The organism is Aureibaculum flavum, assembly GCF_016406085.1.
GTDB classification, from domain to species: domain Bacteria; phylum Bacteroidota; class Bacteroidia; order Flavobacteriales; family Flavobacteriaceae; genus Aureibaculum; species Aureibaculum flavum.
In genome coordinates this window covers 15,498-38,575 of record NZ_JAEHFJ010000014.1, presented here as the reverse complement: position 1 = coordinate 38,575, position 23,078 = coordinate 15,498, and the positions used below count along the sequence as shown (strand labels likewise).

The following is a 23,078-nucleotide window of genomic DNA, read 5'->3' as shown; positions in this document are numbered from 1 at the left end:
ACTCACAAGATAGTTAAAAATTATAGTATTGCATAATAGGAAAAACCCCTTTATAATAAGGGGGTTTTTCCTATCTTACCTTATGCACATAAAAAAGCCTGAAATTTATAATTTCAGGCTTTTTTATTACTTAAACGATACGTTTTCTATTCTTCGATGACCACTGTATTAATTGGTTTTTCAACATCTACTAAATTGAGTCCGTCGTATTTTACTAAGAATATACCTTTGTTTATATATCCTTTATTACCATTTTTAGTATACAAAAATTTACTTGAAATTCTTTCAGAAATACCTCCTGAAAAAGCACTGTTTACCATTGCATACGTTGCCATACGAGCTAAAGCATCGTACGTTATATCAAAACCTTTAAAAGCGTAATCAGAAGGGTCTAGATAATTCTTCATTTTATACTTCGAAATAAATTGCTGTACGCTGGCACTATTCTCATCTACAAAGTTTTCAGTTGCATAATGTAAATGAACCCTTGCTAAATGATGATTTTCAATTTTCTCAAAATTAGCTTGATGTTGTAATGCGAAAAGTGTAATACTAATTTTTTCAGGCATTACCCCTAAGTTCTGAATTACATCATTAGTTACTGAAGAATCATCTGTCAGTAACACTACCCAATTCTCCTTCTTATCTAATATATTCTTTTTAAAATAATCAGGTCTAATATATCCCTTTAAAGGGCTTAAAATTCTTAGTTTACCTAATGAATCAATTGCTTTTAACTCTGCAATTGTTTTATTGTATTTTAATTGGTTCTCTTGGATATCATCTTTAATAACAATTAAATTTTCACCCATATAATTCTTTTTAATATACTCCAGTACTTTATGCGACAATTGATCTTCTGACGGTGTATCTTGAATTGTGTTTTTTGCTGAAAAGGCACCGTGATCTTTTGATGACACAGGAGAAATAATTGCTGTATTTTGATTTCCTAAACTTTGAGAAACAAATCTTACATTATTTAAAAACATTGGACCAATAATAGCATCAACATCGTTAAATTCATTCATTTTAAGAATAGTAGAAACCTCGGTTAAACTATTTTTAGTATCAAAAACTTTTGCAGTGATGTTCAATCCTTGCTTTTTCAACGAATCCAAAGCCATTTCTGCACCTAAATAGAAATCTGTAGCAATATCATCTAATCTCGGTTTACCTGAAGCAAAAGGTAACATTATTGCTACTTTCAATGTATTGTTTGATGAAAAATTCTCTGTAAACACCTCACTATTATTCAGAGATACTACTTTTGGAATTATGACAATCCCTCCCACTTTAGCTCCTAGTTTTAAGTCTGGATTATACAATACTAGTTGTTCTTGAGAAATTTTAAATTTTTGACTTAAACTAAAAATAGTTTCCCCTTTCTCAACTTGATGTCTTATCTTATCATCATTTGTCGCATCGGGAATTTCTTCTCTATTCGGTACTTCAATTATAGCATCTGCTTTTAACCCATCTATAATCGGAGGATTCATCTTTTCCAAATCTGCCACTGAAATACCATATCGCCTAGCAATCATGTATTTCGTTTCTTTAGTTTTAACCAAATAAGGTTTCACTGTTTTATCCTCTGGCTTCACCTCTTTAGCTTCCAGCTCATACCCTCTTTTCACAGGTATCTTAATTTCTTGACCGGGTTGTAAATCTCCTATTCTTAGCACTTCATTGTGCTTTCTTAATGTGCGTTTTGAAACACCATATTCCTTCCTGTATCTGAAATAATTCTCTTTCGGCAATACCTTATGGTATAAAAAACCATCCAACACATAATCACCATCTTCAATATTTGGAACTGCACTATACTTCTTATTTGGCACAATAACAACCTGATCTATACTGACCGCATCATTTTTAATATCAGGATTTAACTTTAAAAAGTCGGCTTTAGAAACACCAAATTTTTGCGTAATACTAAATACGGTTTCTCCCTTTTTAACTGGGTGAGCTATATACTTTTTCTCTTGAGAAAAGACACTTACCACCACGAAAAGAAAAAGAAGTATTGTTATTTTTATTTTATTCATTTCAATTAATTAATCTTTTTTAAAACGTATCTACTCCCACTCTATTGTTGCAGGCGGCTTAGAACTGATATCATAAACAACTCTATTCACACCTTTTACACCATTTATAATTTTATTTGATGTCTCTTGTAAAAACTCATAAGGCAAATTCACCCAATCAGCGGTCATTCCATCTGTTGAGGAAACCGCTCGCAAAGCTACAACTTTTTCATATGTACGCTCATCTCCCATAACTCCAACTGAATTAACCGGCAAAAGCATGGCTCCTGCTTGCCAAACATCATCATACAAATTCCACTTCTTTAAACCATTTAAAAAAACAGCATCAACTTCTTGTAAAATTCTCACCTTTTCTGCCGTAATATCTCCAAGAATTCTAATTCCTAATCCTGGTCCTGGAAACGGATGCCTGCCTAATAATTCAGGATCAATCCCCATGGTTTTACCAACTCTTCGTACCTCATCTTTAAAAATCATCCGTAAAGGCTCCACAATTTTCAATTTCATATAATCAGGTAAACCTCCTACATTATGATGACTTTTAATGGTTGCCGACGGACCGCCTGTTACAGAAACGGATTCAATTACATCAGGATAAATAGTACCCTGTGCAAGCCACTTCACATCTTGAATATGATGTGCTTCATCATCAAACACTTCTATAAATGTACCACCAATGGCTTTACGTTTTAATTCAGGTTCTGAAATACCTTCTAGAGCTTTCAAAAAACGTGCCGAAGCATCGACTCCCTTAACATTGAGTCCCATATGTTCATATTGATCTAAAACGCTTTCAAATTCATTTTTACGCAATAAACCATTATTAACAAAAATGCAATATAAATTCTTTCCTATGGCTTTATCCAACAGCACTGCAGCAACGGTAGAATCAACTCCTCCTGATAAACCTAGCACTACTTTATCATTACCCAATTGTTCTTTCAGTTTACTCACTGTAGTGTCAACGAAAGAATCTGGTGTCCAACTTTGTGCAACATTGGCTATTTTAACTAAAAAATTTTCTAAAATCTGCTTGCCTTCAGTGGTGTGATATACTTCTGGATGAAATTGAATAGCATATGTATCCTCATCTTCTATTTTAAAAGCAGCATGCTCTACATCTTCTGTGCTCGCAATATTTTTATATCCTTTTGGTAATTCTAATATAGTATCAGAATGGCTCATCCAAACTTGACTACCTTCATTAATTTTAGTAAAAAAGGCTTCACTATGATCTACTTTTGAAAGTTTAGCCCTTCCATACTCTCTTGTATTGGACGCACCTACCTTACCACCATAAAAATGGACTAAATATTGAGCTCCATAACAGATACCCAATAATGGTTTTTTTCCTTTAATTTTTGTTAAATCAGGTTTGGGAGCATCTTCAGTATCTACTGAACATGGACTTCCAGACAATATCACAGCTTTGTATTCATCTACGTTAAACTTGTTACTATTGAATGGAAATATTTCACAGAATATATTTAACTCTCTAATACGACGAGCTATTAATTGAGTAAACTGTGAACCAAAATCTAAAATGAGGACTTTTTCTTGCATCTGCAAAAATAAAATTTAATTCCTAAAACTTGAGGACCTTTTATGATTTGTTTATAAATTGTTTGAATATAGCTGTATGGTTTTAATTGATTTTCGACTAAACCTTAAATTAAAAGGCCATGAACTCTCGAATTCACTTCATTTTAAGGTTAATAGTGGCTCTTATCTTAGTTCAAACATTGTACTTTAAATTTTCTGCACATGCTGACAGTGTTTATATTTTTAGCACTCTAGGTCTTGAGCCCTATGGCAGAATTACAATAGGTATCTTGGAATTGATAGTAGCAATATTATTATTTATACCCAGAACTATTTGGCTAGGAGCATTACTGTCATTACTTATTATTACTGGAGCCATATATACTCACCTTACCAAATTGGGAATTGAAATTCATGGAGATAGTGGTAAACTTTTTTATTTGGCCATTACAGTCTTTATTTTTTCTGCTATTATTTTACTGAATAATAGACAAAAGATACCATTTACCATCAAAAAAATGTAAATCGTTGATTTTAACAGATTTGCTCAATAATATTCGCTATATTTGAACTCTATCAATTATTTTTCTAACGATCATATTTTAATCCCAAGTATTATTCCATTCAACTTAAATGGATCAATGCTACAAATTGTTGCACATGATATTAGAATTAGAAAAAAAAGTTAAAGAAAACACTTTCCTTATTGAGAACCTGATTTCCAACTATTTCTTGAACCATCTTTCAAAGAAAGATATGCAAACGATTAATGGACTATCAGCTAATAACAAGTTCACTTTCAATCAAAAGGTAAAATTATTTTGCGATTTAGTAACTATGTCAAATATAGACCAGGCAAAATTTAAAGTCTATGCTAAAATAACTACTGATTTAGAAAACAATGATCTTCTGAATCCTGCTTATTTTCAAAACATTAGAAATTATCACACCTTCCTTATAAATACCTACTCTGCTGCATCAGATTCGAATTGTACGCAAGTAAAACTATTTTCAGCAACTAGCAGATTGTCTAATAATATTGTTAGATTAACCCAAGTTTATACTGAAAAACCTCAGATTTATGCTCAAAAAGGTCCTAGAAACATTTTTTCTAGATAACTTTGTTTGAATGAAACAGGAGATTCGAAAAGCTGTGATGGCAGTAATTGTAAACATCGAGAATAAGGTATTAATTGGTTCTTCACCAAGAGATGGCGGTTTTAAATTCCCACAAGGTGGATTAGATGAAAATGAACATTTTATAGATGGTATTATCCGTGAATTAAAAGAAGAACTAGATCTTGATATTACTATTGATGATATTACTCAAAGTTATACTGAAACTGTAACATATATTTACCCAAATGAGGATAAATATATTTTTAAAAGCCAAGAATTAAATATTGTTAAGGTAACCTTTAACGATCAAATGAAGCTTATACCTCAAGATGATGAGTTTGAGAAGTTAATTTGGATAAACCCATCTGAATTACCAAACTACAACACCTATTTTAGAGCAAAAGCATATGAAAAGGCGTTGGTAATTTGTGGTCTTTTGTAACTTTATTTAATTTCTATTTTGTCACCTAAAAAATGAGGTTTTACACCGAAGAGTAAATCAACAAAAACTTTTACTCTCGCTAAGTATTCTCGCATCATTACTTTTGTACCTGATTTACCACCAACGTCTTTGGCATTAAAACCAATGCTCTTAATACCATTCTTTTTCGCGAGATAGATCGCTCTTTCATTATGAAATTTTTGAGAAATAATTGTTACTTCTGTTAATCCAAAAATTTCCTTCGCTCTTACTACAGAATCTAAAGTTCTGAATCCTGCATAATCTAGAAATATTCGTTCAGCCGGAATACCTTTAGCAATTAAATCATTTTTAAAATCAGTAGGCTCATCATTGTTAACCGAACTATTGTCACCACTGACCAAAATAAACTCTATTTTACCTGCTTTAAATAATGCTACGGCGGCATCAACTCTATATTGATAAAAAGGATTGATATTCCCACTCTTTAAAAGCTTAGAAGTACCTAAAAGCAAGCCGACTTTATTTGGCTTTATTGCTGAAACATTATCAAATAATTTATCCTTTGAAGTAGTTACTATTTTAGTATTGGCAGCAAAAATCATTACTAAAGGAATAATGAAAAGAGCAAGTACAACATAAATCAAACGTTTCTTCATTATAATTGTATAATCGAAAAGTTACCTTCCAACGGATTTAACGTTGCCATCAATGTTGGAATCAAACGGTCTCCATATAACAAGTACAATTCAGAAAAATTACGTTGTCGTTCTTCCAAACTCTGATTCGGAAATAATTGATTCTGCAACTCCATTATGCGATCAACTTCGTCTTTTAGTTTTCTCTTTTGTGCTTTTAAAAGTCGTTTTTCTAGGTTATCCAACCCTTTTAGCTGCTTTACCTTTTGTGCTTTAACAGCCCCTATAAATGACTTGTCCGTTTTAGTGGCAACCTCTTCTAATTCGTTAAACTGCTTTTCTAAACTATTGCGTTGCTTAGAAAAATCAATCTCAATTTTAGAAATTTCTTTTATTTTCTTATTGACTAACTGATGTTGATCTAAGAACAACTCGTCAATTGCTATATTTAATTTCTCTGCTTTATTAAATTGTTTCTCTGAAATAATTAAGGCTGAATTTCTTAATAATAAAACTGGAAATGGAATTTTAACGGCCTCAAAATAATCTTTAAGTTCCATCCAATAGGCCAATTCTCCACCACCACCGATATAACATAAATTAGGCAAGATGATTTCTTGATATAATGGTCGCATGATTACATTAGGACTGAATCTTTCTGGAAATGCATTTACTTCTTTAAGAATGTCTTCTTTACTCCAAGAAATATCAGTATCAACTACCTTATAAACACCATGCTCAAAAACAATTCGTTCTCGAATGGTATCCGTTAAGTAAAACAAGTTAATTTCACGTGGATTTACTTGAATACCATAATTTTTTTCTAATTTTTCAATTGTTTTAGAAACCTGTTTAAAACTTGTTTGATTCAACAATTCGTCCTCAACAAAAGGTGTAAACAATTCTTTTAAATTTTTATCATCACCATCAATAATTACTAAGCCATATTCGCTAAATAATTCATTTGTTAAATATCTTGTGGCGTCAGTCAGATTATTATGCTTTACATACGCATCTTTAAAAAGCTGAATTAAATACTTCGCATTTTTTGAGCCATCTAACGCTTTTTCAAAAATAGCAGCAACGTTTTCTAATCCATCGGTAGGTAAACGTCCTACTCCACTTTTACTCTCAGTGTTCCAGCTTATTTTTTGACCTTTAAAATTAAAATAATTGATTTCGTCAAAATCATGATCCTCCGTTGCCATCCAATAAATTGGAACAAAATTATCATCAGGAAATTCTCTTTTTAATTGTTCGCATAAATTAATTGTAGAGACTATTTTATACAAAAAATAAAGTGGCCCTGTAAATAAATTGAGTTGATGACCTGTTGTAATTGTAAACGTATTTTCCTTCTTTAGAAGTTCAATATTACTTTTTGTTGTGCTTGAAATTTCAATTTTTTGATATTGCTTTTCTAAAGAACTGACCAAGATAGTTCTAGACTCTAATTTAAAAGACAATCGTTTTAATTCTATTTGTTTCTTAAACCCGTCAATAGTTGTAAAATTCGCATAAAACGGCTTAATCTTATCATTTTGAGTAAGATAGTCGCAAATAATATCGGAAAAATAGCCCGTTTGGGCAAAAGGAATTGTAGTTAAACAGTCTTCTTCAATCATGTGATAAAAATAGGAAAAAATTAAAAGATTGCGTAATTATTGAAATACTATTTAAAAAATTTATCCCTTCGTGTTACAAATAGCTCTACTTGAAATAAGGTAAGCAATCCGTATTCATAAAATATAAATATTAACTAAGAAACGGGTTCTCCATTCAAGTCAAAATCACCTGCAGAATTAATTTTTACATTTACAAACTGCCCTAATTGTACATAATGTTTTGTTGCATCAATAATTACATCATTATCAACATCTGGCGAATCAAACTCCGTTCTACCAAAAAAGTAATTCCCTTCTTTTCTATCGAAAAGACATTTAAAAGTTTTACCCACTTTCTCTTGATTTAATTCAAAAGAAATTTGACTTTGTATTTCCATAATTTCGGCAACACGCTGTTCTTTTACCTCTTCAGGAACATCATCTTCTAAAGTTGCTGCATGTGTATTTTCTTCATGCGAATACGCAAAAGCCCCAAGTCTATCGAAGCGGGTATCTATAACCCACTTTTTTAATTCTTCAAAAATTTCATCAGTTTCTCCTGGATATCCAACAATTAGCGTTGTTCTAATGGCCATATCAGGTACGGCCGCTCTAAACTTTGTAATAAGATTTACTGTTTTTTCATGCGTTGTGCCTCTTCGCATGGATTTTAAGATCTCCGTATTAATATGCTGTAAGGGTATGTCTAAATAATTACATACTTTAGGCTCATTTTTCATCACGTCAAGTACATCTAATGGAAAACCTGTAGGAAAAGCATAGTGTAACCTAATCCATTCTATTCCCTCTACTTTTGCTAATTCTATTAATAAATCGGCTAAGGCTCTTTTTTTATAAATATCTAGTCCGTAATACGTTAAATCTTGAGCAATTAAAATCAACTCTTTGATTCCTTTTTCAGCTAAATTTTGAGCTTCTTTCACTAAATTTTCAATAGGTGTAGAAACATGCTTACCCCTCATTAATGGAATGGCACAAAATGAACATGGTCTATCACAACCTTCTGCAATTTTTAAATACGCATAATGCTTTGGGGTCGTTGTTACACGTTCTCCTAGCAACTCATGTTTATAATCTGCTTCTAAAACTTTTAATAAGTTTGGTAAATCATGTGTACCAAAATAAGCATCAACATCAGGTATTTCTTTTTCTAAATCGGGTTTGTAACGTTCACTTAAACACCCAGTAACAAAAACTTTATCAACCTCTCCTTTTTCCTTTTTGTGAGCATAATGTAAAATGGTATTGATAGATTCTTCTTTGGCTTTACCAATAAATCCACACGTATTTATGACTACAATATTACCATCGTCATTTTCATCTTCATGGACAACCTCTTTACCATTGGCTTGTAGTTGCCCCATTAGTACTTCAGAATCATAAACATTCTTAGAACATCCTAGAGTAACAACGTTAATCTTGTTTTGTTTTGTAGATTTTGTTCGCATGTAGCTTTATTATTTTTTGCAAAAATAGGCTATTATGCATTAAAGACTAATTATATAAGACCTTTTTCTTTAGCAATACGCACCAAATCTTCATCGTTTCCTCTATTTAGATTCAATGATTTTTTCAATTGACTTTTTTTCTTTTCAATTGAACTTAATGATAAGTTAATATATTGATCTAAATCTTTGGTTTTGATCCCCTGTTCTAAATGCATTAATATCTTAATATCATTATCGTCGAATTTATCACTTTCTTTACGGAGACTAATATTACTTAAAAATTTTATTACGGAAGTACTATAAAATGGGGGATTCGTCATAATCGTCTTAAACCCATTGATAAATTCTGCTGGATTGCTATCGTTTTTTATCAATAGCCCATCCGGCTTAATTTTAGTTAATATATTATGAATACTAAGACTGTCATTGTTCAACGTTAATATAGCTACTTTTGCTTTTGGAAAATTTTCTTTAGCAAATAAAGCGAGATCTTCGCCTGATTTATAATTTCCATCAAGTGATGGCGGTAAATTCATGTCAAAATAAAAACAATTATAAGGCTCTTCTGATAAGGCCAACTTCATTTTTGAAATGGCTCCTTCACAATCACAGGCAACATCGATATTTAGGGTGCAACAATCTAAATCGGAAGAATTAAACAAGCTCTTATAAGCCTCTATAATCATCGGATTATCGTCAACTATTAATATGTTTATCAAATTTTTGGCCAAAACAAGATAGGGGTTGGTTGATTACCACAAGTTAGTAAATTTTTATTTAATAAACTAAAATGGTATCTTAATATTTATGGTAGTTCCTTTTTTCAGTTCTGAAATAAATTCAACAAAGCCATTAAGACGTTCCACCCTTGATCTTATATTTTTAATACCGATACCGTCTTTATTGGTGCTCGTATTAAAACCTATTCCGTCATCTATAATTGATACATAAATAAAATCACCATCACTATTTATAGATATGTTTAAGTTGTTGGCTTTGGCATATTTATTTATATTCTGAACAGCTTCTTGAATTATACGATAGATATTCATTTTTATATCTCCCTTTATCACTGTCCATTTTATAGTATCATCTGCTAATAATTTAAATGCATAGCCGTGTAATAAACTTTTTTCTGATAATAGGTCTTCAATTAATTGAACATATCCCACATTGGCATCAATTGCATTTGCGTGTAATTCATGTGAAACATTTCTTATTTCATCAATTACTTTAGATAGCCCCTCAATAAAGGCTTCTCTTTTTATTACAGACTCTGAATTGTTTTGAGCATTTAATACGGCTAAATTCATTTTTATACCATATAGATTACCTAAAACACCATCGTGCAACTCTTCAGACATTCTTTTTTTCTCATTTCGCTTGCCCTCATCTATTTTATTTTGTTGGGTCAACATTAAATTATAAATTTCTTCATTAGCAAGTTGCTGTTCTTTTTCCAATTTTAATCTAATATTTTTTAATCGCTGATCTCTAATAATATAAATTAACATCCCTAATACAAGAATTATTGAACCTACAATTAAGATATTTTTCTGTTGTAAAGCTAAAGCATCTTTCTCTCCTTCTAACGCTTCATTTTCTTCAATAAAATGATCGGTCTCAAACTGTATTCGAGCAAATTTATCTCTAATAGCTCTTTCTTCCTCTTGAAGTGTCTCAGATAGGGCAATGTACTGCTGTGTATATTGATCTTTGTTAGGTGCATCTAATTTATAAAGGAGTATTAAGCATTTTAATATATCTCTATAATTTTTTGATTTTTCAGCTATCTTTTTAGCTTCTTTTACAGCTTCAAACGCTTTTATAGTATCATTATTGGTGTCGTAATATTCTGCCATGTGCAGTAAACTCATTGATTTACCCCAAACGTCATTAATACTATCTCTTGTATGTAATGACTCTTTAAATAACTTTACAACACCAATAGTATCATTTAGCTTGAATTTACTATATGCTAAATTATCCAATAATTTGGCATATAATTTTGTGTTTTCATTTTTTAAATCATCTCTTCTTAAAGCTTTTATATAATGATCTCTAGCCTTTTCATATTGCTCATTATTAGCATAGACAACCCCTATATTATTTAATGTATTTTCAAAGTTGGTATCTTTCCCATCACCATTAAATTGATTTTGATATTCTAATGCTTTGTTATGATATTTTAAAGCTTTACCATATTCATGTAATTCATTAAAAACAACACCAAGGTTGGTATAACATTTATACAATTGATCTTCTTTCCCTAACGGTTCTAATATTTTAAGAGCCCTTATAGTAGTCACCTCACTACCCGTGTAATCTCTAAGTTCAGACTGACAAATAGCCATGTTCAACAACATTCTTCCAGATGCATGGTTATCTCCTATTGCATTAAAAATTTTTTGTGCACGAAAATAATTATAATAAGCACTATCATTTACTTTATTAGATCCGAAAAAACTACCTAAATCCCAATAATTAAAAGCAAGCCTAAGAGAATCTTTTAATTTAATTGATAATTGAATCGTTAATTTATTAGTTCTTCTGAACGAAGAAGAATCATTTAATCTGGAATAACGTACTGCAATTTTAGATAAATATTTATTCCGCAGAGAATCATTTTTTTCTAGTAAGGCCTTTTCATACGCCTTATCTAGAAAAAACAATCTATTTTCTAATGTTAATTCTGATTTCTTTGCATATTTAATCCAAACAGGTATACTATCATTTGTATTATCAATATAATCATAGACATGATTATCAAGTGCTACTGCCTGAGTAGTTATTAAAATTATTAAAAACGTAATGTAAATAAATAAATGTTTCAATTAGAATAATTTTCTAGATGCAAATCTATCTAATATAAACAAAAAAACCTTAAGTTTTCACTTAAGGTTTTATATCTATTTATTATTCTGTACAAATTTAGTTACCATCCACCAAATCGTCCTCTTCTTCTCTTTCATCTGGCTCATTTCCTTGGTCTCCTGTATCTGCAGATATGTTCTCGCTAAGTTCTGTTTGCTCAGCTTGCTCTAATTCATTTAATGTTGCATCAGCATCACAAGAATAAAAGGCAACTGATAATAATAGTAGAACGAATGTATTTCTTAAGGTCTTCATGGGTTTATTGTTTTGATAATGTTTATAAATGGATGTGCAAGTCTGCACGGTATTTGTATAAAATTCTTTTATTAATTATGTTAAGATTTAGTTACCATCCACCAAATCGTCCTCTTCTTCTCTTTCATCTGGCTCATTTCCTTGGTCTCCTGTATCTGCAGATATGTTCTCGCTAAGTTCTGTTTGCTCAGCTTGCTCTAATTCATTTAATGTTGCATCGGCATCACAAGAATAAAAGGCAACTGATAATAATAGTAGAACGAATGTATTTCTTAAGGTCTTCATGGGTTTATTGTTTTTTAATGATTATATTCTATTTAGTTAATTGATGAATATATAAGTCAACACTGTTTTGTGTAAACAACTCATATTCTTATTGTTAAATTACTATTTGAAATGATATAGAAGCTTCAATTTCTGTTACAAAACTAAGCCGATAAGGAAGTTTAAACTACTATTTAAAGGAAGACATAGTGGATGACCCACAAAGAGAAGTGCTTTGCACGTGTTTAACAGTAGATGGTAATTAATGAATGATTTACAATACTAGTTTAATGATAAAAGGGCGTTTTTAGAAATCGATTTTTCTAAAATAACGACATTTTCTTTATACGATTTTGAGAACGGAATGGCAAAACTATGCTGCTTTATTGAGCATTTAGCTTTTCCGAAGTGAATTCTAGATACATATTTTTGGTTTACAATATAGCTATTGTGTATTCTAGTAAAATTTTCAGGTAAAAGCTTTTCAAAGTATTTGAGGGTTTTATATGCACTAATGGTGGTCCCATCTTCCATAAAAAAATCAGTAGATGTATTGTCTGCTTTTAGAAACAGTATTTCATTCATTTCAATAAATCGATAATCTTTATATGATTTTAGACATAACTTATCTGAAGGTTTTCTTGGCTTTATTTTTAATCTTGCCACAGATTTACGGAGCTCAAAATCATTGATGGGTTTTAAAATATAATCACAAAAATTATTCTTCATACAATTATACGCCTCCTCTTTTGTAGTTGACAATGCAATTACTTTAGGCATTTCTTTTACGTACTTATACAATTCATTTACAAAACTAAACGCATCGTTAGTGTTCGCTTTATTATTATCTACATCAATAAAAATAATATCTGGTGTATATTCTAAAATAGTATCCAATGATTGATTAAAACATCCCGAAGCACCTATACAAACAAAGTCATCTGTATTTTCGAAGTATTTTTGAATCTTAGTAACGGTTTTTTTGTCACCATCTATTATTGAATATCTATTTTGCATAGGCCGGTAATTTAATTTCACTAAATTACATCGATATTTTATTTTAGATTAGCACTTTAACCTCAAAATAATAGCTATTTACCCGCAATATTTTACGGTTTAAACCGTAAAATATTGCGGTTTAATTCACAAACTATTGCGGTTTTTTTTGGAATAAAGTCCTTCGTTTGTCGTTATCTTTGTAACAACTTAAAACAATAAGTGCAGCTAAACACATTATGTATAATCTAGTCCTTAACCCAATGATCTACTTTCCTAAAAATTTCCACTTATTACGAAGGAAGTAAAGTCTATTCATAGCAAGTACTTTACTCACAATCATTGGGCTGGACTTTTTATCTACTTTTTAAAAAAGTGATTCTCATTTAAAAAATCACTTTTAATAAAAATATTTTAATAAGGGAGTTTATGTAATAGAGGTTCGAAAGAGCCTCTATTTTATTAAATACAACCCAATCTAATTTTTAAAACTATGAAAAACAGATCATCTCAATTTCTTGTTGTAGGATTATTATTAGTTATTTTAGGGGCCATTTTAAAAGTTATTAAAATGGAATTATATGCTACTACTTTTTTAACCATTGGTTTATTGTTGGAAATTAGTGCTGGTCTTATTTTCTTCTACGATCGTGTTACTTCTAAAAAATAACAAACCATAAGTTTCTTTCTAACCTGTTTTGATCTTTTCTTTCGAACCATTAAAAATTTTATTTTATTTTTAAATTCAACTACATTAAACCTTTATAATTACGTTATGTCTTATAATTACTTTAATTGTAGCACCTATGAGACTCTTTATTATAGCAATCCTTTTTGTATTACAATCCTGCTCATCTAATGACGACACGATAAAGGAAGACAGCACTAACAAACTTTACTTTCCCCCAATCAATGCTGATTCTTGGGAAAAAACAATTCCCTCTTCATTGAACTGGGATGAAACTAAGCTACAAGAGCTATACACCTATCTAGAAGATAAAAACACGAAAGGTTTTATCATTTTGAAAAATGGAAAATTGGTCATTGAAAAATATTTTAATGGTCATTCTAATAATTCAATATGGTATTGGGCAAGTGCAGGTAAAACCTTAACCACAGCCATGATTGGAATTGCAGAAAATGAAGGTTATTTAAACTTAAATGATAAGGCTTCTATACATCTTGGCACAGGATGGACTAGTGTTTCGTTGGCCAAGGAAAATCTTATTACCATTTCACATTTACTATCCATGACATCTGGTTTGAATGATACTTTAGGGGATGATGTGAGTCCTGAAAATCTTAAATATGTTTCAGATGCTGGTACCCGATGGGCGTATCACAATGTATATGTAAAATTACAAGACATCATAGCCACCGCTTCAAAGCAAACTTATGCTGCTTACTTTAACACAAAACTTAGGGACAGAATTGGAATGACAGGTAATTGGATTACTCTAGGAAACAATAGCGTCTATTGGAGTAATACAAGAAGTATGGCTCGTTTCGGATTATTATCTCTAAATTATGGTAATTGGGATGGTTCTCAGATTGTAAATAAAAATTATTTTCAAAAAGCAGTGAGCACTTCACAAACTATAAACCAATCCTACGGGTATTTATGGTGGTTAAATGGAAAATCAAATTATCATTTACCTCAAACACAAATTGAATTTCAAGGTTCGTTAATTGAATCAGCACCTGATGACATGTATTGTGCACTTGGTAAAAATGATCAAAAAATATATGTCGTACCTAGTCAAAACCTTGTGATTGTACGTATGGGTGAATCTGCAGAAAATGCTGAGTTAGCAAGTTCAAGTTTTGACAATGAACTTTGGGTAAAAATTAATTTAGTGATTAATTAAAATCCAAAATAAATTTCTCGTTATTTCATTATTGTTAATTGTGTGTTTTTAGACCTTAACCTCTAATAATACTCAATATTCTTATCGAAATTCTAGTTTAATTTAGTTCTTTGATGTAAATTTATCCTAATGAAAAGAATTCTTACGCTTGTCATACTTTTATCATTGTCAATAGATTTATCATCACAAACTCTCTATGACACTTATGATGGCTTTTTTTCAAATAATTCATCTGATAATAAAAATGAAACTCAGATTTCACAGATGGTAAAATATGGCTTTGATGATATTTTTAAATACACTTTTTCCGAGTTAAATCAATACAAAGACTCAATTATAGTATTATCAAAAATACAAAGTGTTTCTATTGAATTAAGGGACAGTACTGATTTAGAAAAAACCATTAATCATTTAACACTGTTACCCAATTTAAAGTTTCTAAAATTTAAAAATCTATATTTATTTAAAAAGTCCGCCGAAAATTTACCATTCCCTAATAACTTACGAGAACTAAATAAATTAGAAACCATTATTTTTGAATATTATTCAGATTGGGATCATACTGTGGGTTTCAATAAATTAATGGAGTTACCTAAATTAATTAATATTGGTTTTTATGGATTTCCACGTGATATATTTCTAAACAAGCATTTTTTAAAATTGAAAAAATTAGAAGGAATATTATATTCCTCACGTAATAGCCCCATCTTTCCGCAAAAATTAAAAACATTAAAATTTCTGAAAAGTGTAATTATATCAACTGATTTTGATATTAAAAGCATTTATGAATTTAAGAAACTATCTCAAGTAAAAAGTCTTGAAAATTTAGTTTTAGCATATCTTGATATTAATGACACCATAGCTAATTCATTTAAAAAATTTAAATCTCTAAAACGATTAAATCTAAATTCCTGTAAAATCACTTCTCCTAATTTATTATTTTCTGCAATAGGAAAAAAAAATAAATTAACAGAATTAAAATTATCAAATAATAAAATAGAAAAACTTCCAAATGAAATAAAATATTTTAAGAACTTGGAAAACTTTTATTCTTCCAATAATCAATTGGGTACTGAACTACCTCTTGAATTCTACAGCTTAACAAAACTAAAATCAATTGAAATTCAAGGAAGCACAATTGAAATTATAGATGATAAAATCAATAATTTAAAAAGCCTAGAAGTTTTAAAAATATATTTTAATCAAATCTATAAGTTTTCTGAAAAATTAGATAATCTTAAAAAATTAAGTACACTTTACCTAAACAATAATAAGCTTAATACGATACCAAAACAAATTGGAAAATTAAGTAGTTTAAAATACTTAAAAATAGACGATAATGAATTTAGTCATTTACCAGAATCGATATCTCATCTAAGAAATTTAGACACTTTAATCTGTGCCAATTCTAAACTGATCGGATTACCTAAAAATTTCGGATCCCTAAACAGTTTGGAATATTTGGACTTGAATAATAGTCTAATCAAAGAACTTCCTGAATCATTCATAAATTTGAAAAATCTTACCTTTTTAAACATAGAGCAAAATGATATTAAGATGTTTCCAGAAGGTTTTGGAAAATTAAGTTCTTTAAAAACCATAAAGGCTTCCTATAATTTTATCGAAACACTCCCCTCCGATTTTTGTGAACTCTCCAAGTTAAAGACTTTAGAACTTACTCAAAATAAGCTTCAACATTTATCTGAAAATTTTGGAAACTTAAAAAGCCTTGAACGATTAATGTTAAACAACAGAGAAGATCCTATGAGAATGTTTACAATTTATAATGGCGGAAAATTTATTAGGGACTCCTCTCGTATCGAACGGAATTCGAACGATCTCAAGAGCCTGCCTTCCAGTTTAAAAAATTTAGTCAGTTTAAAATATATTAGTTTATCGATGAACGAAAACATAAGCGAAACAAGCATTTTTAATATTCTAAAAAATAATACGTACAAAGATTATCGATTGGAATTGGATTATTGCAACATAGATTCTTTACCAAAAACCGGTTGGGTCAACAGCACAGTCAGATCACTTAATCTTTCCAATAACAATATTAAAAAACTACCTCAGGATATAAAAAACGCAAAACATCTATCAGAACTAAACCTTAAGAACAATTCGAAAAACCTGAACACTTACAGCGGTAACCGCGAACAACTAAATATTTTGTTTGCAGAAGAAGGATTTCTATCAAAAGAACAACTGCCCAAAACAATAGCTATGGCCAAAGCATACGCTAAAGTTGCCAATAGGGAAGGCTATTCAGGCAAATATGAAAAAGTTGTTGAATATGCCGAACGAGCTATTGATATTGATCCAGAGTTAGCAATGTCGGCACTATACGACGACAACTTTATTGAAGCCTTATACAAAACTGAAAATTATAAAAAAGCAATCATATATGCAGATTTAGCTATTGCAAAAGATACCTCAAGCAATGTTAGACTTTTAAATTCAATAGTCCCAAATTTTCGGTACAAGGCCAAAAGCGAACTGGCAATCGGCGACACTCTAGAAGCATTGGAAACTTTAACTGCATTGGCTAAAAACTTTGATAGACAAAGCTGGTCTGAAATCGGAATATTATCGATACGAAGAGGTAATGATTCTTTGGCTAAAGTGAGTTTTAATAATACAATAAAATATTATAGAAAACATCTTAAAAACAGACCAAATGACTGGGGTTATCAATTAAGTCTTCTTGAAATATATGTTATAGCTGATCAAAAAGAATTAGCAGAAAAATTACATTCCAAATTAACTGAGCTAATAGATGAAGAAGATTATAAAATATTATTAGAATATTTTAAAGTCGCATTAAATATAATATACGAACCAAATTTAAATACCAATAAAGAATGTAAAAGGTTTCAATCTTTTTTAACAAATAAAAAAACAAAACTAAACTTATGGAGTTTTGAATTATTTTTAGACTGGAATGAAATTAATAAATTAAATGCAGAAAAAAAATCTTCTCTTAAAACAATTACAAATCTTTTAAGAAGAAATGATTTAAACTTTTTTGATTAGGTTATAAATAAAATTTACATTATTTAAAAAAACTATCTACAAACTCAATTTTATTAAACACTTGTAAGTCGTCTACTTGTTCACCTACACCAATATATTTTACGGGAATTTTAAATTGATCAGAAATACCGATTACAACACCACCTTTTGCTGTACCGTCTAACTTAGTTACCGCTAAAGAAGTAACTTCAGTAGCTTTTGTGAATTGCTTGGCTTGTTCAAAAGCATTTTGACCCGTTGAACCATCTAATACAAGTAATACCTCATGGGGAGCATCATCAATAACTTTTTGCATAACCCGTTTAATCTTGGTCAGCTCATTCATTAAATTTACTTTATTATGCAAACGTCCTGCCGTATCGATAATTACCACATCAGCATTTTGATTAACTGCTGATTGAACAGTATCAAAAGCCACAGACGCAGGATCACTACCCATTTTTTGCTTTATGATGGGCACACCTATCCTATCTGCCCAAACTTGTAATTGATCTATAGCCGCAGCTCTAAAAGTATCACCTGCACCCAAAACTACATTCAGGCCTTGCTTTTTAAATTGAGACGCTAACTTACCAATGGTTGTTGTTTTCCCTACTCCATTTACACCAACTACCATAATAACATAAGGTTTCTTATCTTTAGGCACTGTAAATTCGGTTTCGTTACCGACATTAGTCTCCGCCAATAAACCTGCAATCTCTTCTCTTAAAATTTTATTCAGCTCTTCGGTACCTAAATATTTATCTTTAGCTACTCTTGCTTCAATTCTATCAATTATTTTTAAGGTAGTAGCCACACCCACATCGGAAGAAACTAATATCTCTTCCAAATTATCTAATACATCATCATCTACTTTTGATTTACCAGCTACCGCTTTAGACAGTTTAGAAAAAAAAGTAGTTTTACTTTTTTCTAAGCCTTTGTCTAAGGTTTCCTTTTTTTCTTTTGAAAATATTTTTTTAAATAAACTCATTTTTGAATTTAATAGTTATTGAGTTAGTGTTTGGTATTTTAAATAATGGAGTATCGAGTGATCATTTTGATTCTCAAATTTCAACATCATTCTTACAAAGATAAGAAAGCTTTCTAATACACAATGACTAAATAGCAAGAGGAGAGAAAAATTTTAGATCTATGACTTTTAAAGTCACTAGAGCTTAAATATTTAGTAACCTATTTTCAAAGGTTATTAAATAGCAAAAGCTACTTCCAAAAAATGAAAGTAGCTTCTATATAATTTATAAATAATGATTATTTTTTACTAAAATAATCACTTACGTCAGCGGGATCCATAATTGATTCAACAAAAGAATAAGCTCCAGTTTTTGGAGATTTTACCATTTTTACTGCTTTTGTTAATCTTTTTGCCCCTGTTTGTAACGATGCTACTGATTTCTTTGCCATACTTTAAATATTATTTGAAATTTTTATTATGAAACTTATAATATAAAATTTCAAAATAGTTATTTGAAATTTTATTCTAAAATCTCTAAACCGATTATTTGAAATTTTATTCTAAAATTCCGAATTATTTAATTTCTTTATGAATAGTCATTTTCTTTAGGATAGGATTGAATTTTTTCAATTCCATTCTATCTGGAGTATTCTTTTTGTTCTTTGTAGTAATGTATCTAGATGTACCTGGTTTACCACTTTCTTTGTGTTCCGTGCACTCTAATATAACCTGAATTCTATTACCTTTACCTTTTGCCATTGTATTCTATTTTTTCAAAAAGCCATTAGCTCTGGCTTCTTTAATTACAGCAGATATGCCTTTTTTATTGATATTTTTTAAAGCTGAAGCAGAAACTTTCAAAGTAACCCACTTATCTTCTTCAGGAATATAAAAACGCTTCTTCATCAAATTAGCGTCAAATTTTCTTTTAGTCCTATTCATGGAATGAGAAACGTTGTTTCCTACCATAGCCTTTTTTCCTGTTAACTCACAAACTCTTGACATTTTCTAAACTTTAAATGTGTTAATTCTAAACGAGGTGCAAAAATAATAAATTAATTGAATTTACAAACAAATTTTTCACTGTTTTTTAGTCAACTCTGATCATTTTTTTCTTTCCCTTGTTATTTACGCGTTTTCTACCTCTACTTTTATCACAGAAAAATGGATCACAATGTATTCAATAATGCTATTCTTAACAACTCTAATGCCTTTACTGAAGCCCGTTCTATAACCTTTTGGCGAGGTTGGCCAAAATTAAATTCTTGGGTCGTAATTCCATCAGGCGTTAAAACACTAATAAATACAACACCCACAGATTCATCTGTTTTATCTTTTGTAGGCCCAGCATTACCAGTAACCGCAATAGCATAATCCGTTTTATAAAGTTTTTGAATTCCTCTTGCCATTTCTTCAACCACAGCTGCACTTACCACGGAATGTTCTTCAATTGTTTTTTCAGACACTCCTAAAACTTCTCTTTTAATGCTTTCGTTATAACTAACCACAGATCCTACAAAGTATTGAGAAGCACCAGCAACAGAAGTAATCATAGCTGCAATATTTCCACCTGTACAACTTTCGGCTGTAGCTATTGTTTTATGCTCTGCAACTAACAATTTACCAATTAACGTCTCTATTGATTCCTCTCCTTCAAAACCTACAAAAATATCTTTAACATAACCAACTAACTCCTTTTCAAGCCTTAGCATTTCACTTATTAACAAATTTTCATCAAAGCCCTTTGCGGTTAATCTTAGCCTTACTTTACCTAAATTTGGTAAGTAAGCCAATTTAATATTTTTAGGCAAATTATCTTCCCAAGTATCTAATCGTTCAGCAATAGCACTTTCTCCTACACCATACGTGAGCAAAGTTCTATGCATAATATACGGACGGTTATATTTCTTTTGTAAATAAGGTACCACTTCTCCGGTAATTAAACCTTCCATCTCATAAGGCACACCAGGTAATGAAATAAATACCTTATCATTTTTCTCCATTAACATTCCGGGTGCTGTACCAAAATTATTTTTTAAAACTAATGCTTTGGAAGGCACTAGAGCCTGCTGGCGGTTAATATCAGAAATTGGTGTAGAAACATAATTTTTAAATAAATTTTCGACATGCTTTAATACCGCATCATTAAGCACTAGGGTATCCTTAAAATAGTCACAAAGTGTATGTTTTGTAATATCATCCTTCGTTGGACCTAATCCTCCCGTAATAATAATGATATCAGCATTTTCTTCGGCTTCTTTCAACGATTTTAAAATATGCTCTTTATCGTCTTGTACGGATGTAATCTGATAAACAGAGACTCCTATTTTATTTAATTCTTGAGCAATAAAAGCAGAATTGGTATCTACAATCTGTCCAATAAGAATTTCATCTCCAATTGTAATTATTTCAGCATTCACAAATTCTAGTTTTAAAATTTAACTACAAAGGTAATCAAGTGTTTTGTATCATAGCATTTTAACTTTATAAGTAATTCCATATATTTACGTCAAATAAAAATATTATGCGACAATTACTACTTTTTATTCTACCACTCACTTTTACGTTAACATGTATTGCTCAAACGGATGCGGATAAAGTAAAGGAAACTGTTTCTAAGAATGATATTGAAGGACATATTTATTTTTTAGCTTCTGACGAATTGCGAGGAAGAGAAACTGGGAGTCCAGAAATTGATATTGCTGCCGCATATTTAGCCAATTCTTTTAGAAGATATGGTGTTAAACCTGCAGATAATGGTAGTTATTATCAAGCTGTTGAACTTGAAAAAGTAAGTGCTGCAAAAGATATTAAAATCGAATTAAATAGCTTTACATCAGATAATTTATTGCCATTAGCCGCCAGTAACTTTGACTTTAATGGTGATGCCATTTTCTTAAATTATGGTTTAGAAGAAGATTATAATACAAAAGATGTAAAGGGTAAGTTGGTTGTTGTAAAAGCAGGAACCGCTGAAAAAGGTGATCCAAGGGCTGCTTTTAGAGCTGCTCAACAAAAAAGAGAACTCGCTTCAAAAAATGGTGCGACAGGTATTGTAGAATTAAGTAGTGCTGATGCTGCTCTTTGGACACAACTATCAGGATACTTTGGTGGTGAACAAATAGGATTAAAAAGTGAAGATGCTGAAAAACTAGTACATGTATGGCTTCAAGATACTGATGGGAGCATTGAAAAAGCATTGCGTTCTTCTAAAAAAATCTCAGGAAAATTAAGTGTTTCTGGAATTCACAAAAAAGCCGTTCCGTCAAGAAACGTAGTGGGAATGGTAGAAGGCACAGATCCTAGCTTAAAAAATGAATTTGTGATTTATTCCGCACATTATGATCACAATGGCGTTGGTAAACCTAACGCAGAGAATGATTCTATTTATAATGGTGCCCGTGATAATGCAGTAGGCACTGTTACTGTTTTAAGTGCTGCCGAAAATATTGCTAAATATCCTACAAAAAGATCAGCGTTGTTTATATTATTTACTGCTGAAGAAAAAGGGTTATTGGGTAGCAAATGGTATGTAGAACATCCTGTTATTCCTTTAGAACAAATGGTTTATTGTTTTAATAGTGATAATGGTGGTTATAATGACACTTCCATTGCAACTATTGTGGGATTGAACAGAACAACTGTTAGTCAACATATAATCAATGCCACTTCTGAATTTGGTTTAAAAGCAATTGATGATCCTGCCGGTGAGCAAGGTTTATTTGACCGTTCTGACAATGTGAGCTTTGCAGCGAAAGGCATTCCCGCTCCAACATTTAGCTTAGGTTTTACCGCTTTTGATGCTGAAATTAATAAATACTATCATCAGACTGCTGACAACCCAGACACGTTGGATTACGACTATTTAGAAAAATTCTTTAAATCATATGTAATGGCCTGTAGACTTATTGCAAATGACCCTAACACTCCATTTTGGACGAAGGGTGATAAGTATTATGAGATTGGTGAACAATTATATAAAAAGAAGTAAT

The 23,078-nt window shown here is 30.7% G+C and carries 22 protein-coding genes; 7 read left to right on the top strand and 15 right to left on the bottom strand.

What is annotated here, in order from left to right; translation table 11 throughout:
• Positions 1-146: 146 nt before the first annotated feature.
• Together JBL43_RS18855 and guaA are read right to left on the bottom strand one after the other, a co-directional pair.
• Positions 147-2,045: a LysM peptidoglycan-binding domain-containing protein gene (locus JBL43_RS18855; RefSeq protein ID WP_198842919.1), complete on the bottom strand. Its 1,899-nt coding sequence runs from the start codon at positions 2,043-2,045 to the stop codon at positions 147-149.
• Positions 2,046-2,075: 30 nt separating this feature from the next.
• A complete protein-coding gene (guaA, locus tag JBL43_RS18850; protein ID WP_198842918.1) occupies positions 2,076-3,608 on the bottom strand; it encodes a glutamine-hydrolyzing GMP synthase in 1,533 nt (510 codons plus the stop codon).
• A 119-nt stretch (positions 3,609-3,727) separates the two neighbouring features.
• On the opposite strand from guaA, the gene JBL43_RS18845 reads away from it, so the two are divergent.
• From JBL43_RS18845 to JBL43_RS18835, 3 genes are all read left to right on the top strand, one after another.
• On the top strand, positions 3,728-4,111 hold the full coding sequence (locus JBL43_RS18845; RefSeq protein ID WP_198842917.1) for a DoxX family protein: 384 nt from the start codon (positions 3,728-3,730) through the stop codon (positions 4,109-4,111).
• Between the two features lie 136 nt (positions 4,112-4,247).
• Entirely contained in the window at positions 4,248-4,706 is a 459-nt protein-coding gene (locus JBL43_RS18840; protein WP_198842916.1) for a hypothetical protein, read from the top strand.
• Positions 4,707-4,716: 10 nt separating this feature from the next.
• Positions 4,717-5,148, top strand: a complete 432-nt coding sequence (locus JBL43_RS18835) for an NUDIX domain-containing protein (RefSeq protein WP_198842915.1) — start codon at positions 4,717-4,719, stop codon at positions 5,146-5,148.
• 2 nt (positions 5,149-5,150) lie between these two features.
• On the opposite strand, the gene JBL43_RS18830 is transcribed toward JBL43_RS18835, so the two are convergent.
• From JBL43_RS18830 to JBL43_RS18795, 8 genes are all read right to left on the bottom strand, one after another.
• Positions 5,151-5,786 (bottom strand): SanA/YdcF family protein, encoded by a 636-nt coding sequence (locus JBL43_RS18830; RefSeq protein WP_198842914.1) that lies wholly within the window; start codon positions 5,784-5,786, stop codon positions 5,151-5,153.
• Positions 5,786-7,390, bottom strand: coding sequence for a bacillithiol biosynthesis cysteine-adding enzyme BshC (gene bshC, locus JBL43_RS18825; protein WP_198842913.1), 1,605 nt, complete (start codon positions 7,388-7,390; stop codon positions 5,786-5,788). The genes JBL43_RS18830 and bshC overlap by 1 nt, the downstream gene beginning before the upstream one ends.
• A gap of 134 nt (positions 7,391-7,524) precedes the next feature.
• Complete coding sequence (gene rimO, locus JBL43_RS18820; protein WP_198842912.1) at positions 7,525-8,838, bottom strand: 30S ribosomal protein S12 methylthiotransferase RimO; 1,314 nt, start codon at positions 8,836-8,838, stop codon at positions 7,525-7,527.
• Between the two features lie 50 nt (positions 8,839-8,888).
• Positions 8,889-9,557, bottom strand: a complete 669-nt coding sequence (locus JBL43_RS18815) for a response regulator (RefSeq protein WP_198842911.1) — start codon at positions 9,555-9,557, stop codon at positions 8,889-8,891.
• 66 nt (positions 9,558-9,623) lie between these two features.
• Positions 9,624-11,672, bottom strand: coding sequence for a tetratricopeptide repeat-containing sensor histidine kinase (locus JBL43_RS18810; protein WP_198842910.1), 2,049 nt, complete (start codon positions 11,670-11,672; stop codon positions 9,624-9,626).
• A 97-nt stretch (positions 11,673-11,769) separates the two neighbouring features.
• Positions 11,770-11,967 carry a hypothetical protein gene (locus tag JBL43_RS18805; RefSeq protein ID WP_198842909.1) on the bottom strand — a complete coding sequence of 66 codons (198 nt, stop codon included), beginning with the start codon at positions 11,965-11,967 and terminating at the stop codon, positions 11,770-11,772.
• A gap of 87 nt (positions 11,968-12,054) precedes the next feature.
• Positions 12,055-12,252: a hypothetical protein gene (locus JBL43_RS18800; RefSeq protein WP_198842909.1), complete on the bottom strand. Its 198-nt coding sequence runs from the start codon at positions 12,250-12,252 to the stop codon at positions 12,055-12,057.
• A gap of 261 nt (positions 12,253-12,513) precedes the next feature.
• A complete protein-coding gene (locus JBL43_RS18795; protein ID WP_198842908.1) occupies positions 12,514-13,248 on the bottom strand; it encodes a LytR/AlgR family response regulator transcription factor in 735 nt (244 codons plus the stop codon).
• Positions 13,249-13,720: 472 nt separating this feature from the next.
• Between JBL43_RS18795 and JBL43_RS18790 the strand changes: the two genes are divergently transcribed.
• The 3 genes from JBL43_RS18790 (at position 13,721) to JBL43_RS18780 (ending at position 18,131) form a co-directional block, all read left to right on the top strand.
• Positions 13,721-13,897: a hypothetical protein gene (locus tag JBL43_RS18790; protein ID WP_198842907.1), complete on the top strand. Its 177-nt coding sequence runs from the start codon at positions 13,721-13,723 to the stop codon at positions 13,895-13,897.
• 136 nt (positions 13,898-14,033) lie between these two features.
• Positions 14,034-15,095 (top strand): serine hydrolase domain-containing protein, encoded by a 1,062-nt coding sequence (locus JBL43_RS18785; RefSeq protein WP_198842906.1) that lies wholly within the window; start codon positions 14,034-14,036, stop codon positions 15,093-15,095.
• Between the two features lie 129 nt (positions 15,096-15,224).
• The gene (locus JBL43_RS18780; RefSeq protein WP_198842905.1) at positions 15,225-18,131 is read left to right on the top strand and encodes a leucine-rich repeat domain-containing protein; all 2,907 of its coding nucleotides are present in this window, start codon (positions 15,225-15,227) and stop codon (positions 18,129-18,131) included.
• A gap of 19 nt (positions 18,132-18,150) precedes the next feature.
• Here JBL43_RS18780 and ftsY read toward each other — a convergent pair whose 3' ends face one another.
• The 5 genes from ftsY to JBL43_RS18755 form a co-directional block, all read right to left on the bottom strand.
• Positions 18,151-19,104 carry a signal recognition particle-docking protein FtsY gene (ftsY, locus tag JBL43_RS18775; RefSeq protein ID WP_198842904.1) on the bottom strand — a complete coding sequence of 318 codons (954 nt, stop codon included), beginning with the start codon at positions 19,102-19,104 and terminating at the stop codon, positions 18,151-18,153.
• A 278-nt stretch (positions 19,105-19,382) separates the two neighbouring features.
• Positions 19,383-19,535, bottom strand: coding sequence for a DUF4295 domain-containing protein (locus tag JBL43_RS18770; RefSeq protein WP_198842903.1), 153 nt, complete (start codon positions 19,533-19,535; stop codon positions 19,383-19,385).
• Positions 19,536-19,659: 124 nt separating this feature from the next.
• Positions 19,660-19,845 (bottom strand): 50S ribosomal protein L33, encoded by a 186-nt coding sequence (gene rpmG, locus JBL43_RS18765; protein WP_138948851.1) that lies wholly within the window; start codon positions 19,843-19,845, stop codon positions 19,660-19,662.
• A 6-nt stretch (positions 19,846-19,851) separates the two neighbouring features.
• Entirely contained in the window at positions 19,852-20,091 is a 240-nt protein-coding gene (rpmB, locus tag JBL43_RS18760) for a 50S ribosomal protein L28 (RefSeq protein WP_117885120.1), read from the bottom strand.
• Positions 20,092-20,255: 164 nt separating this feature from the next.
• Positions 20,256-21,506 (bottom strand): competence/damage-inducible protein A, encoded by a 1,251-nt coding sequence (locus tag JBL43_RS18755; protein ID WP_198842902.1) that lies wholly within the window; start codon positions 21,504-21,506, stop codon positions 20,256-20,258.
• A gap of 104 nt (positions 21,507-21,610) precedes the next feature.
• Between JBL43_RS18755 and JBL43_RS18750 the strand changes: the two genes are divergently transcribed.
• Positions 21,611-23,077: a M28 family peptidase gene (locus JBL43_RS18750; RefSeq protein ID WP_198842901.1), complete on the top strand. Its 1,467-nt coding sequence runs from the start codon at positions 21,611-21,613 to the stop codon at positions 23,075-23,077.
• Position 23,078 lies beyond the last annotated feature (1 nt).